The sequence below is a fragment of the Blautia sp. RTP21359st1_E11_RTP21359_211015 genome, assembly GCF_040910705.1.
Taxonomy (GTDB): Bacteria; Bacillota; Clostridia; order Lachnospirales; family Lachnospiraceae; genus Blautia_A; species Blautia_A fusiformis.
In genome coordinates this window covers 116,761-129,896 of the sequence record NZ_JBDGAB010000003.1, presented here as the reverse complement: position 1 = coordinate 129,896, position 13,136 = coordinate 116,761, and the positions used below count along the sequence as shown (strand labels likewise).

12 protein-coding genes and 2 pseudogenes are annotated in these 13,136 nt (G+C 43.5%); 4 read left to right on the top strand and 10 right to left on the bottom strand.

Going from position 1 to position 13,136, the window contains the following annotated elements; genetic code table 11:
- Positions 1 to 111 precede the first annotated feature (111 nt).
- Positions 112 to 396 (bottom strand): annotated as a pseudogene (locus AB5026_RS02100) (MATE family efflux transporter); the annotation flags it as partial.
- 200 nt (positions 397 to 596) lie between these two features.
- On the opposite strand from AB5026_RS02100, the pseudogene AB5026_RS02095 reads away from it, so the two are divergent.
- Positions 597 to 671, top strand: a pseudogene (locus AB5026_RS02095) (IS200/IS605 family transposase); the annotation flags it as partial.
- A gap of 8 nt (positions 672 to 679) precedes the next feature.
- Entirely contained in the window at positions 680 to 1,777 is a 1,098-nt protein-coding gene (locus tag AB5026_RS02090) for an RNA-guided endonuclease TnpB family protein (protein WP_368212653.1), read from the top strand.
- Positions 1,778 to 2,237: 460 nt separating this feature from the next.
- Here the strand turns inward: AB5026_RS02090 and AB5026_RS02085 are convergent, their stop codons facing one another.
- From AB5026_RS02085 to AB5026_RS02070, 4 genes are all read right to left on the bottom strand, one after another.
- Positions 2,238 to 2,969: a response regulator gene (locus tag AB5026_RS02085; RefSeq protein ID WP_021650198.1), complete on the bottom strand. Its 732-nt coding sequence runs from the start codon at positions 2,967 to 2,969 to the stop codon at positions 2,238 to 2,240.
- Entirely contained in the window at positions 2,962 to 4,545 is a 1,584-nt protein-coding gene (locus AB5026_RS02080; protein WP_059086038.1) for a DUF4118 domain-containing protein, read from the bottom strand. Before AB5026_RS02080 ends, AB5026_RS02085 begins: the two co-directional genes overlap by 8 nt.
- A gap of 85 nt (positions 4,546 to 4,630) precedes the next feature.
- Positions 4,631 to 5,278, bottom strand: coding sequence for a TrkA family potassium uptake protein (locus AB5026_RS02075; RefSeq protein ID WP_015527248.1), 648 nt, complete (start codon positions 5,276 to 5,278; stop codon positions 4,631 to 4,633).
- Positions 5,279 to 5,297: 19 nt separating this feature from the next.
- Positions 5,298 to 6,635 carry a TrkH family potassium uptake protein gene (locus AB5026_RS02070; protein ID WP_059086039.1) on the bottom strand — a complete coding sequence of 446 codons (1,338 nt, stop codon included), beginning with the start codon at positions 6,633 to 6,635 and terminating at the stop codon, positions 5,298 to 5,300.
- Between the two features lie 306 nt (positions 6,636 to 6,941).
- On the opposite strand from AB5026_RS02070, the gene bioB reads away from it, so the two are divergent.
- Together bioB and AB5026_RS02060 are read left to right on the top strand one after the other, a co-directional pair.
- Positions 6,942 to 7,913 carry a biotin synthase BioB gene (gene bioB / locus AB5026_RS02065; protein WP_059086040.1) on the top strand — a complete coding sequence of 324 codons (972 nt, stop codon included), beginning with the start codon at positions 6,942 to 6,944 and terminating at the stop codon, positions 7,911 to 7,913.
- Positions 7,914 to 8,014: 101 nt separating this feature from the next.
- Positions 8,015 to 8,560 carry a biotin transporter BioY gene (locus AB5026_RS02060; RefSeq protein WP_015527251.1) on the top strand — a complete coding sequence of 182 codons (546 nt, stop codon included), beginning with the start codon at positions 8,015 to 8,017 and terminating at the stop codon, positions 8,558 to 8,560.
- A gap of 81 nt (positions 8,561 to 8,641) precedes the next feature.
- On the opposite strand, the gene AB5026_RS02055 is transcribed toward AB5026_RS02060, so the two are convergent.
- The 5 genes from AB5026_RS02055 to AB5026_RS02035 all read right to left on the bottom strand — a co-directional run.
- The gene (locus AB5026_RS02055; protein ID WP_021977018.1) at positions 8,642 to 9,529 is read right to left on the bottom strand and encodes a putative ABC transporter permease; all 888 of its coding nucleotides are present in this window, start codon (positions 9,527 to 9,529) and stop codon (positions 8,642 to 8,644) included.
- A 124-nt stretch (positions 9,530 to 9,653) separates the two neighbouring features.
- Positions 9,654 to 10,037, bottom strand: coding sequence for a hypothetical protein (locus AB5026_RS02050; protein WP_368212652.1), 384 nt, complete (start codon positions 10,035 to 10,037; stop codon positions 9,654 to 9,656).
- Between the two features lie 124 nt (positions 10,038 to 10,161).
- Positions 10,162 to 10,470 carry an MGMT family protein gene (locus AB5026_RS02045; RefSeq protein WP_368212651.1) on the bottom strand — a complete coding sequence of 103 codons (309 nt, stop codon included), beginning with the start codon at positions 10,468 to 10,470 and terminating at the stop codon, positions 10,162 to 10,164.
- A gap of 107 nt (positions 10,471 to 10,577) precedes the next feature.
- A complete protein-coding gene (locus AB5026_RS02040) occupies positions 10,578 to 11,111 on the bottom strand; it encodes a methylated-DNA--[protein]-cysteine S-methyltransferase (protein WP_368212649.1) in 534 nt (177 codons plus the stop codon).
- Between the two features lie 571 nt (positions 11,112 to 11,682).
- Positions 11,683 to 13,136, bottom strand: a 1,454-nt coding sequence (locus tag AB5026_RS02035) for a formate--tetrahydrofolate ligase (RefSeq protein WP_368212648.1), incomplete at its 5' end; no start/stop codon positions are given.

The window sequence follows — 13,136 nt, the reverse complement described above, 5'->3', positions numbered from 1 at the left end:
TTTATGGAATCTTCAAAAATTCCTCTTATCATGTATCTAAAGAAAAAACATCTGCCCAGCGGCAGAAAAGAAAAAAAACGCTGCTGGGCAGACCCATTTTCACGCTTAATTTACCTTTGCAGCTTTTTTACTGTCTCCCTGTCCAAGTGTCCTTGCAAGAAGTGCATTGGTTCCTACACCGGTTCCAATCCCCACTGCCACCATAAGCATCTGCACTGGAAATACCAGTGTCAAAGCATTTAGTGCTGTCTCACTGCCTGCTTTCATATTTCCCACAAATGCACTGTCTACAATGTTATAGACTGCCTGCAATGCCATAGATAGGATCATCGGGATTCCCATCTGGATCATCAGCTTATTTACCGGCATATCCTTCATCTTGTTGCTTTCCGCCATTTTGTTTTAACAAATGTAGCAAGAATTCTCCCACCTCTTCAGGTGGTGAGATGAATTGCACATCTGGGCATATCTGCTCAAAAAATCCCTATAGTACAAAAGAAACACTTGTTCTCCATCCCCTGATGTAGTATACTAAAAAAGAACAATTAGTTCATAAATACATATCAGTCGATAAAAGAAAATGAATGATAAATATAATGGAATTAGACAATAATTCCCATTCAGTATTTCTACTATACTATCACCTGGTGATGGTTATAAAATACAGAAGGTGAGAAGAATGAACCGCGCCGTAAAAATAAGGATCTATCCAAATAAAGAGCAGAAAGTCCAGATAGAGAAAACAATCGGCTGTAGCCGCTTTATCTATAACCAGATGCTCGCAGACAAGATCAGCTATTACCAGAAAGAAAAAAAGATGCTCCGGAACACACCGGCCGGATATAAGAAGGAATATCCCTGGCTGAAGGAGGTAGACTCCCTTGCCCTGGCGAATGTGCAGCTGCATCTGGAAAGTGCGTTCCGGAAGTTCTTCCGGGAACCATCCTACGGATTTCCACGTTATAAATCAAAGAAGCATACAAGAAATTCGTATACGACCAATGCAGTAAACGGGAATATCCTTTTGCAGGATAGCCATCTGAAGCTTCCGAAGATGGCTGCCATAAAGATAAAACTCCACCGGCAGATTCCGTCAGACTGGAAGCTGAGATCCGTAACTGTGAGCCGTGAGCCATCCGGGAAATATTTTGCCAGTCTTTTGTTCTGCTGTGAGAACCAAACAGTGGAAAAAAGACCGGCAGAGAGATTTCTTGGGATCGATTTTGCCATGCAGGGAATGTGTGTATTTTCTACAGGAGAAAGAGCCGGGTACCCTATGTTTTACAGAAAAGCAGAGAAAAAACTTGCAAGGGAACAGAGAAAGCTCTCCCACTGTGAAAAAGGAAGCCGGAACTATCAGAAACAGAAGAAACGGGTAGCTTTATGTCATGAAAAGATAAAGAACCAGAGAAAAGATTTCCAGCATAAGCTCAGCAGGGAGCTTGCTGAAAGATATGATGCAGTATGCGTGGAAGATCTGAACCTGAAGGGAATGTCCGGAGGCCTGCATCTTGGGAAAGGCGTGCAGGATAACGGGTACGGGCAGTTTCTGTCCATGCTTGGATACAAGCTGGAAGAGCGCGGAAAACATCTTATAAAAGTAGACCGTTATTTTGCATCCAGCAAGATCTGCAGTGTATGCGGACATAAGAAAAAGGAACTAGCATTGTCGGATAGAATGTATGTCTGTGAATGTGGAAACAGGATGGACCGGGATGTGAATGCAGCAGTCAACATCCGGGAAGAAGGAAAAAGGATCTATAAAGAATGTGCCTGACGGCACAAGAAAAAAATCCGTAACCGGATAAACATAAAAAACAAAACCGCAGGACACGCGGGGATAGCCTGTTTTAGCTTTGCCCTAAAGGGCAATTGAGCAGGAAGCCCCCACTTCAAAATCGTAAGATTTAAGTGGTGGGAGCATGTCACCTCCTTTCTTTTTGGCACAAAAAAAGTGCGCACCCTGTCATATAAGCTGGACTTACGCTGACACGCTACACACTTTTTCATGACGATATTCATTTTTGTAAAATGAAAACGAGTAGCCGGTAAACTGGATTTACGCTTACTTGCCACTCGTTCCCTGTAATTATATTGCCTCTTTTTCAAAAAGTCAAACAAAATTTTATTCCATGCATCTGCCCTGTAAACCCTAGTTACTGTTCACTCCGTTCTCAGCAACACGCTTCGCGATGCACAGAATTTATGCTCCACTGTTTCCGTCAGCCCTTCCGACTTCATAAAGAAGAGTTCGTTTCCTGCTCAGGTTTCTCGATTCTGAGCATGCGATATCCAATTCCTATGTGCGTCTGGATATATTGTACACCGTTTTTTTCAGGCTCCAGTTTTTTCCGCAGTGTTGCCATAAAAACCCTGAGAGAAGCAACATCGTTTTCCGAGCAGCGTCCCCAGATCTGCTGAGTAATATATGTATGTGTCAATACTTTTCCAACATTACGGGATAAAAGGCAGAGCAACTTATACTCAATGGGCGTCAGATGCAGTTCTCTGTCCTTCAGGAATGTGCAGCCAGCCGTGTAATCTATCTTTAATCCACCATTTTCAAAAACAGATGTTTCCGGCTGTTTTCCTGACTGCGTTATGGCAAGCCGTCTTTGGCTGACACGGATACGCGCAAGTAATTCTTCTACTGAAAATGGTTTTGTGATATAATCATCTGCACCCGCATCCAGTGCCTCTATTTTGTCCATATCTTCACTTCTGGCACTGATCACGATGATAGGCATATTCGACCAGGTACGGATTTTCTTTATTACCTCTACTCCTTCCATATCAGGAAGGCCCAGATCCAGAAGAACGATATCCGGATTGTGTGATGAAGCCTCCAAAATGGCTGAAGCTCCATTTTCTGCAGCCAGATATTTATAGTCATGTGTTTTTAATGTGGTAACGATCAGGTTCCGTATGGGTCTGTCATCCTCAACCACCAGAATTAATGTCTTATTCATTTAATGTCACCTCGCTTAATGGTAAAGTAAAAGTAAAATTACATCCATGCGGAGCATGATCTGAAAGAACCAGTGTTCCATCGTGAGCTTCTATGATAGAGCGGCAAAGTGCCAGGCCAAGCCCCAGACTCCGTTGGCTGTCTGCAACGGTTGTTTTCCCTGTATAAAACATCTCAAAAATATGTGGCTTCATTTCATCCGGGATCCCGGGGCCGTTATCTTCCACGCTTACCTGTGCTTTCCCGGCTTTTTTGAACCCCCGAATGCTGATGACAGAGCCTGACGGCGTATATTTTATCGCATTATCGATCAAATTTACCAGAACCTGTATAATAAGATGCACGTCCATACGTGTAAGAACAAGTTCTTCACAGTCCGCCACGATCTTATACGCATCATGCTTCCGGCCGATATGTCGGAGTGACTCTGCTATTACCTCATCCAAAAGCTGATCCGTAAATTTAAACTTCAATCTTCCATCATTGAGCCTGGTAATGGAAAGCAGATTTTCCACAACTCCGATCAGCCACTCTGAATCCTCATGAATGTCCGTGTAGATCTGATACCTTGTAGCTTCATCCAGACGGTCACTGTTACTGAGAAGCATATCTGCATTTCCGGAAATAGAACAAAGCGGAGTACGCAGGTCATGGGAGATCGCCCGAAGAAGATCGCCACGCAGCTGCTCATTTTTTGCTAAAACCGCATTTTTTTCTTTTTCTATGGCATTTTGTACATTCTCCATTGCAAGTGCACATTCATTTATTACAGACAGCAGGATGCTGTATTCATAAGAGTCCAGTGTTTCTTTCTGCAGAGGGATCCCGATTACGCCATAAACATTATTCCCGCTTCGAATTGCCAGATATAAGCATTTTGCCTGTGAGAAATACTGTGTGGATGCGCCGGCACGCTGTCTGTTTTCATAAGTCCATCTGGCCGCCTGTTGTTCTTCCTGTGTCAGAAAATCCTCTGTGCTCTCTTTTTCCCCGGAAAAAAGCTTTCCTTCTGATAAAGTTCCATTTTCCACAACATATGCCGTGATGCTGCGGTTTAACAGGCGTATCAGCTGTGTACAGGTAACTCCGAGGATTTCTGTCTCACTTTTTGCCTTTTGCAGCAGACGATCCGTATCAAACAGAACCTGTGTGCGAAAGGCAATCTGTGAAGACAGCTTTGCATGCATTTTCAGCTTTGCCGCAAGGGTTCCTGTAAGTACAGACGAAATAAGCATTATGAAAAATGTCACCGGATATCCCACCGCGTATGTCTCAAAAGACATCCTTGGCTCCATCAGGAAAAAGCAAAATAAGAATACACTTAAAAAGGAGCCGGCTACACTGCAAAGATAACCATCTGTCACGATCGAAGTGATCAATACGCCCAAAATGTATATCGTTACAATATTTGTATCTGTAAGATCCAGTTTCTGAAACAGCAGGCCGATCAAAGTGCATACTGCAAATATAAAAACCGTCAGCAAGTAATCTTTTGCAGACGGTTTTTCCACATACCATGCAAATGGCCGTTTCGGATAGGTTCTGTTTTTTACTGTATCCTTCATTTTCAAGCTCATTCTGTCATTCTCCTTCTACTGCTGTTTTCTGGAATTATATCACGCAGCTGTTCTGTGGTCAAAATTTTTTCTTCATGGCAATGAGCTATATGCGGAAGCACTTCTGAAGAGCTCTGTATTCTCCTAATACCAGTAATTTATCATTTTCTGCAAAATATGTTTCCGGTGAAATTGCAATACTGAATTCCTCTTCATTTTTTACTGCCAGAATATTAATATTGTAGCGTTTTCTGATGTCAAGTCCACCCACTGTTTTTCCAACCCATTCTTCCGGCACTTCCACTTCAAAAATTGCATGGGAAGCATCCACCTCCATATAATCCAGTATATGATCATCTGTATAACGGAAGGAGGCCCATTTTGCCACCTGCTTTTCCGGATAAACTACCTTATCGGCACCATTGCGTAAAAGAAATTTTTCCTGAACATCACGTTCAGCTCTGGATATCACCAATTTTGCACCCAGTTCTTTTAGAAGGGATGTTGTTTCAAGAGAATTTTGAAAGCTCTCTCCAATGGTCACAAAACAAATGTCATAGTTTCCAATTCCAAGGGACTGTAAAAATTCAGCATTGGTGCTGTCACCAATCTGAGCATTCGTCACAAATGACAGTACTTTGTCCACTCTTTCTTCCTTCCAGTCAACTGCCATAACTTCATGTCCCAGCTGATTGAGCTGCATGGCAATATGTCTTCCAAACCTTCCAAGTCCAATAAGCAATACATTTTTCATAATATTATTTTTCTCCTTCTTATCCAACTGTGATTTTTTCCAGAGGGAGCTTTGCATTTCCCTTATTTCTTCCGGAAAATACCGCATAGATCAGGGTCAGACCACCTACACGTCCCAGATACATCAGTATGATCAGCACGACTTGTGAAAAAACATGAAGTTCCGGTGTGATTCCCAGAGTCAGACCTACCGTACCAACAGCTGAAGCAGCTTCGTACAGACAATCTAAAAGCGGAAGGCCTTCGTACACACTGATCGCTATTCCGCCGCCAAAGAACAAGGCAAAATATAACATGGCTATTGTCGCTGCATTTTTTATCACATGATATTCAAGTCTTCGCCCAAAAGCTCCTGCATTTTCCTGACTTCGAAATGTCGCAATTGCATTTAAAATAAGTACTGAAAAAGTTGTTGTTTTCATTCCACCTGCTGTAGATCCCGGTGAACCACCAATTAGCATTAACAATATCATAACTGCTTTTGATGCCTCACTCATCTCTGAAATGTTTATAGTATTAAATCCGGCAGTTCTTGTCGTTACCGATTGAAACGTTGCTGCTAACAGGCGTTTTCCCATGGGTAATTTTGTCAGATCACAGATATAGAAAAAGACTGCCGGAAATAAGATCAGACATGCGGTAGTCATGAGAATGATCTTGCTTTGCATGCGGTAGCGTTTAAAGTTCAGTTTATTTGTATAAATATCATCCCATGTGAGAAAACCGATTCCTCCTGTAATGATCAACAGCATAATTACCAGATTTATAAGTATATTTCCTGAATACCCGGTCAGCGATGGAAACATACTGGAATCTGTCCCCAGAATATCAAAGCCGGCATTACAAAAAGCAGAGATTGAATGAAAAACTGACATCCAGATTCCCTTTTTTCCATAATCTCCCATAAAAACCGGCAGCAGCAACACCGTCCCTGCAGCTTCGATCAAAAATGTTCCCCTCAAAATAAACCTTGTCAGTCTGACGATTCCTCCAACTTTAGGTGCTGAAATTGCATCCTGCATGGTGCTTCTTTGCATGAGGGATATTTTCTTTCCGGAAAGAAGGGAAACAGACGCAGCCACAGTCACTACTCCAAGCCCACCTGTTTGTATGAGTGCAAGAATGATCGTCTGGCCTGCCAGGGACCAGTAGCTTCCAGTGTCCTTTACCACAAGACCTGTAACACATACCGCCGAAGTGGCTGTAAAAAGTGCCTCATGAAATGGTGTGATCACTTTCTCCGCAGAAGAAAATGGAAGCATCAGCAGAACGGTTCCCAAAAGGATCACTCCTGCAAACCCCATGATAATCAGCTGAAAAGATGTCATATGTTTTTTCTTATATGATTTTTCCGGCATAAATGATCAGAACTCCTTATCAATACTTTTAACAGTGCTATCCTCGTAATGCATTTTATTATATATAACTACTTTCAAAGATAGTATAAAAGTCTCTGCTTTCGTATTAAGATTTTATAAAGATATGATATTGAATTGAGAATTATTTTAACTGAATCAAGGAAATTACCTGCTTTGATAAGTCTAAGCAATACCTTAATACTACAGTTTTTAATTGTAAACTCATTTTATTTTTATAGTTGACAATAGATATTTCTATGTGATAAAGTGATACCCGTACAAAAAAATCAAAAGGAAGGTATTGACATGAACACTGCAGCATGCGAAAAAGAAGCTCCATCGCTTTCCAGAGATGAAGCCATTGCAATTTTAGATACTCCGGACGAAGAACTTGAGGCACTGATCGACCGTGCCAGCAGTTTACGTTACAAATATAAGGGAAACCGGGTAAGCATCCACATCCTTACCAATGCCCGCAGCGGTAACTGTTCCCAGGATTGTGCCTACTGTGCCCAGTCATGTCGTTCCACTGCCGATATTGATAAATACAAATGGGTAGATGAAGACAAATTATATCAGGACAATGATTTCGTAAATGATTATCATTTATCCAGACATTGTATCGGACTGAGTGGTATGAAATTTACAGATAAAGAGATCGAGGAGCTGGCCCGCAGGATCCGCAAAATGAAAGAACACGGAACTCATCTCTGCTGCTCCATAGGCTTTCTCACAGAGCACCAGGCAAAAATGCTCAAAGAGGCTGGTCTTGACCGGATCAACCATAACCTGAACAGCAGCCGTTCCTTTTATCATAATATCTGCAGTACACATACCTTTGACCAGCGTGTCCGGAATATCCATATGCTTCAGGGACTTGGTTTCGAGATCTGCAGCGGCGGTATCATTGGCATGGGTGAAAGTAAGGAAGACGTTGTTGACATGCTTCTGGAATTACGTGAGATCCAGCCGGAAGCACTGCCGATCAACTTTCTTCTTCCGATCAAGGGAACTCCTCTCGGAAATGCAGATATTTCCCAGCTGACAACCGAATACTGTATGAAGGTCCTCTGCCTGGCAAGACTTCTTGTACCTAAAGCAGATATCCGATGTGCTGCCGGAAGAGAAGTTTATTTTAAAGGCGAAGAAAAAAAACTACTCAGTGTTGTAGACTCTATTTTTGCTTCCGGTTATCTTACAGAAGGTGGTCAGGGAATCGAAGACACTCTGAAAACCATTACGGATGCAGGATTCACCTATGAGATTGAATCTGCGTAAGCATCCTTATGGACATATGACCTATCATACACACTTACAGCATTTCATTACTTACCCGAACCAGTAAATATATTACCTTTTTCAAAGGAGGCTCTTTCAATATGAACCAGACAAATACTGTCTCTGCACCACGTACAAAAACCTACGAGATCACCATGACCGCTCTTATGGCAGCTGTCACTTGTATTCTTGCGCCGCTGTCCATTCCGATCGGTCCGGTTCCGATCTCATTTACCAATCTTGCCATTTATCTGTCCCTGTATCTTCTCGGATGGAAAAAAGGAACCATCAGCTATCTGATCTATCTTCTGCTTGGACTTGTAGGTCTTCCGGTATTTTCCGGATTTACCGGCGGCCCTGCAAAGCTGGCCGGTCCTACAGGCGGATACATCATCGGCTTTATCGTTATGGCTGTTATTGCCGGACTGGTAATTGACAACTGCCATAAGCCTCTGATCCAGCTCGTTGGTATGATCGCAGGAACAATTGTATGCTATCTTTTCGGAACTGTATGGTTCTGCATCGTTGCAGATTCCACTTTCAAAGCAGCTCTTGGAATCTGTGTAATTCCGTTTATCCCGGCAGATCTCATAAAAATGATCATCGCCATGATCATCGGACCAATGATAAAGAAACGAATCCGATAAGCTGAAACTCTGATACTCCCAAAAAAGGCAGCAGGAAATGTTGGAAATTTCCTGCTGCCTCTTTATCGCGTTTCATTTTTCTTATCTGAGTTTTTTCTTCAGTTCCTGGATCAGTTCAAAATAATCTCTGTGCTTCATCTCCGGGAAAGCCTTAATGATTCTTCCCTGGCCGAATACCGTATGGTTTGTGATAGAGCTTGACAGCTCATCAAACTGTGCCTGAAGCTCCGCTTTCTTCATTCGAAGCATTTCGGCAGATTTTTCTCTCTGAGCCACAGTCGCATCTCTGAGCTCTGCCTTAGCAAGAGCAACCTGAACCTTTCCTTCTCCCACCTTCTGTGCTGTATCAATGGTAGTTGTTGCCAGAGTATCACTGAGCTTATCACTCACGATCCGCAGATCCGCACGTACCTTATCTAGTCGGGTAAGCTTCTTATTCAGTCCGCGGATCACCGCCACTGTTACAATAAGATCAGCCAGATACACCGCATACAGAATTGCCATAACAACCCATTCCAGTGTGGAAGGTGTATGAGAAGCCTGACGCTCCACATACTTCTGAAAAACCTTTACGACCATCACAATGGCAAGTCCCCATATCAGGGAAAACTCAAGACAGATATAGCCGTGAAAATTCAGCGGCTTATTAGAATAATCCCACCATCTTGCATGGAAGCATACATCCAGAAGCCATCCGGCAACCAGCTCTACCGCAGTTGCAAGAACGATTCCAAACAGAAAGATCATTCCCTCACTCATCTGATGTCCGCCGCTCTGAAGCGTATTAAGCAATGCAAACACGGAAAGTACACCAAATCCGTACACCGGGCATACCGGACCGTTGAGAAATCCCCGGTTTATAACCTTTCCTAAGGTTACTGCATGGAAGATAACTTCAACGACCCATCCTCCAAAAGAATAAAACAAAAAATACAGACATATCTGAAAATACGTCATCCCGCAAATCATCCTGTACTCCTCCTTTACAGCTGTCAAGATTCCGGCAGCTATTTCAGGGGTCAGTACCATCACCTCTGCCGGGGTGATTCTGATTATATCATATCACCCCTCTCATTTACATCCCTTTATCCGGTCATTCTTCCGAAACAATTTCTTTTTTCACACGGGTAAAGTACAGAAAGAATCCGATGTTCAGAATGATTCCCACTGTGGTAGATACCGGTGCTACAAGACCGATCTTTGTCAGGCTGGCATCCGGCTGGATACTCATAAAGTACGCCATTGGAAGTCGTACCAGAAGCGTCTGGATCAGGCCCTGGACCATACCCCATATGGTCTGGTTGTTTCCGGTGAAATAGCCTATCATACTGAACAGAACAGCCGTTACCAGTGTCTCCGGAGCAACCCCCTTCAGATAATCAAAGCCCTTTTGGATAACGCCGGCATCTGTTGAAAAGAATCCTGCCAGCACATCACCCTTCAGCAGGATATTCAATCCTGTATTCACTTTTGACACACTGCAGGTAGTCTGCAAAATAGCCCCATCGTACAGACTACTCCAGACCGTTTTCCCCTGCTTTCAGCTTCAGAACTTCTGTAAGCTCCGGGATCTGCATCATATTCCTACAATTCATAAAACACTACTCCTCCCACTGATACTGCTTTATATCTACACATCCATTTGCCTTAAACTCCACACCCTCGTCTTCCAGAAGCATCTTCTGCTCTCTCCAGCCTGGTGCAGTACGCCCTGCATGGTTCACAACTCTGTGGCAGGGATACTTCCCGGAAAATTCTGCCATACCTAAGACTTTTCCTACAAGACGTGAATTTTTATCCCGCCCGATCAGACGTGCGATCTGTCCGTAGGAGGCCACTTTTCCCTCAGGTATCTCTTCCACCACGGACAGTATCTCGTAGATTAAATCTTCATCCAGTATTTTTCCCATAATTATTCCTCCGAAATCCTGCTGGCAATTTTCATAGCATGCTTTCATAAATAAAATATCTCTCTTTTCGTGGACGCCTGCACCAGACCGTCCTCTCAGCCTGAGTTTTACAGTGCAGTTCCTTTCTTTGGAATAAACAAACAGCTCATATCTGTATGTTCCAGCTTAAGAAGTGAAATTTTTTTGTCAATTCCTCCGGCATAGCCCGTCAAGCTTCCATTTGTTCCTACAACTCGATGGCAGGGAATGATAATGGAAATTTCATTATGTCCAACCGCACCGCCTACTGCCTGGGCGGACATATGGGAAGTGTTTTTCATCACTGCAATTCTGCGCGCAATTTCTCCATATGTGATCGTCTGTCCGTAGGGAATCTCCAGTAAAATCTGCCACACTGCCTTTCTGAATGTTGAACCGTTCGGATGAAGTGGTGGAGTAAAGTTCGGTTCTTCACCGGAGAAATATACATCCAGCCATCTTTTTGCTTCTGTGAGAATTTTCGTTTCCTGTGGAACATAATCTTCCGGAAGTGTATTTGCAAAATATTTCTGTCCTTCAAACCACAAACCGGTAAGTCCGATTTCATCTGCGGCAAGTAAAATATCTCCGATTAGCGATTTATATTTGCATGTGTATACCATATTTCCCCCCACATTCATTTATCTCTACAATTTTTTCTATAGGATTCCTCTTAATTAACGCAAATGTCACATGCGCGTCCCCTCTGAGATTTCATCTCGGTAATTGAATTGCCGAGGATTCCCGCTTATTGTCCTAAAACGGAAAAAGGGACCAGAAACATATGCCCCGAATCCGGCTCTATAATCTCAGGCACTCTCATGTTGCTCTACTGATCAAATATCTGGTTATTGCGGATTGCCTGGGCCATGTGAGTATTAAGGTTACTCTTGGCACCTACGGCCACCTTTATCCCAACAAGCAACAGGAGATTTCTGATATTCTTGACAATTTATAATATTATACCATTTTTGTTTTGAACATGCTATAAACGGAACAAAAACCCCCGGAAGTCTCGACCACTTCCGGGGGTTTTCGTATCAAATTCGTATCACGAGATCGTCAAACCCAGTGTTTTTCCTGCTTTTAAAAGTTTTTCAATACTCTCTCCACAACAATATAAAAAGCGGCAGAACCTCTATTTTTGCAGGCTCTACCGCTTTCTATCTGAATTCCCCTCAAAAAATCTTTATATTAGAACAGTCCTGTGATCTTACCGCTCTCGTCTACGTCGATCTTGGTTGCTGCCGGTACTTTCGGAAGACCTGGCATGGTCATGATCTCACCTGTCAGTGCAACAATAAATCCTGCACCTGCGGAAATCTTAAGATTTCTTACTGTTACCTCGAAATCTGTCGGAGCACCAAGCTTTGTCTGGTCGTCTGTTAAGCTGTACTGGGTCTTAGCCACACAGATCGGGCAGTTGCCAAATCCAAGTGCCTCCAGCTGTTTCGCCTGCTTCTGGGCATTTGCTGTAAGAACCACTTTCTTTCCACCATAAACCTTCTGTACGATCTGGTTCAGTTTGTCCTCGATGGAGCCTTCCAGTTCATAAGCATATGTGAAATCATTCGGCTCTTCAACAAGACGGATCACTTCCTCAGCAAGCTTGATTCCGCCTTCGCCACCTTTTGCCCATACCTCGGAAAGTGCTACGTTTACGCCAAGCTCCTTGCATTTTGCTTCCACAAAATCAAGCTCTGCCTTGGTATCGGTCGGGAATGCGTTAATAGCTACCACACATGGAAGCTTGTATACATTTTTGATATTGCTTACATGCTTCAGAAGGTTCGGGATACCCTTTTCAAGAGCCTCAAGGTTCTCATTGTTAAGATCTGCTTTTGCAACGCCACCATTATATTTCAGAGCACGTACGGTTGCTACGATAACAACGGCACTTGGTGTAAGACCTGCCATACGGCACTTGATATCCAGGAATTTCTCAGCTCCAAGATCAGCACCGAATCCAGCCTCTGTGATGGCATAATCAGCAAGCTTCATAGCCATCTTTGTAGCGGTTACGGAGTTACATCCGTGAGCGATATTTGCGAATGGTCCGCCATGAACGATCGCCGGAACATGCTCCAGTGTCTGAACAAGGTTTGGTTTCAGGGCATCCTTCAGAAGTGCTGTCATAGCACCCTCTGCGTGGAGGTCTCCTGCTGTTACCGGTTTCTGCTCAGCAACCTTACCGTAAGTATATCCGATGATGATTCTGGAAAGTCTCTCTTTCAGATCTTTGATATCACTTGCCAGACAGAGAACTGCCATAATCTCAGATGCTACAGTGATGTCATATCCGTCTTCACGCGGCATACCGTTTGTTCTTCCGCCAAGTCCGTCTACTACATTACGAAGCTGACGGTCGTTCATGTCCACGCATCGTCTCCAGGTGATCTTTCTCGGGTCGATGTTCAGTTCATTACCCTGGAAAATATGGTTGTCGATCATTGCTGCAAGAAGGTTGTTTGCCGCACCGATTGCATGGAAATCACCGGTAAAATGAAGGTTGATATCCTCCATCGGAACTACCTGTGCATAGCCGCCGCCTGCCGCACCACCTTTGACACCAAATACCGGTCCCAGGGATGGCTCACGAAGAGCTACCATAACATTTTTTCCAAGTCTCTGCATTCCATCTGCAAGAC

Excerpts from the sequence above, each read along its gene's own strand:
- AB5026_RS02060 (WP_015527251.1), top strand. The coding sequence starts at position 8,015 with ATGAACCAGACAAATACTGTCTCTGCACCACGTACAAAAACCTACGAG.
- AB5026_RS02080 (WP_059086038.1), bottom strand. The coding sequence starts at position 4,545 with ATGAGCTTGAAAATGAAGGATACAGTAAAAAACAGAACCTATCCGAAA.
- AB5026_RS02075 (WP_015527248.1), bottom strand. The coding sequence starts at position 5,278 with ATGAAAAATGTATTGCTTATTGGACTTGGAAGGTTTGGAAGACATATT.
- AB5026_RS02045 (WP_368212651.1), bottom strand. The coding sequence starts at position 10,470 with ATGGGAAAAATACTGGATGAAGATTTAATCTACGAGATACTGTCCGTG.
- AB5026_RS02040 (WP_368212649.1), bottom strand. The coding sequence starts at position 11,111 with ATGGTATACACATGCAAATATAAATCGCTAATCGGAGATATTTTACTT.
- bioB (WP_059086040.1), top strand. The coding sequence starts at position 6,942 with ATGAACACTGCAGCATGCGAAAAAGAAGCTCCATCGCTTTCCAGAGAT.
- AB5026_RS02085 (WP_021650198.1), bottom strand. The coding sequence starts at position 2,969 with ATGAATAAGACATTAATTCTGGTGGTTGAGGATGACAGACCCATACGG.
- AB5026_RS02090 (WP_368212653.1), top strand. The coding sequence starts at position 680 with ATGAACCGCGCCGTAAAAATAAGGATCTATCCAAATAAAGAGCAGAAA.
- AB5026_RS02055 (WP_021977018.1), bottom strand. The coding sequence starts at position 9,529 with ATGATTTGCGGGATGACGTATTTTCAGATATGTCTGTATTTTTTGTTT.
- AB5026_RS02070 (WP_059086039.1), bottom strand. The coding sequence starts at position 6,635 with ATGCCGGAAAAATCATATAAGAAAAAACATATGACATCTTTTCAGCTG.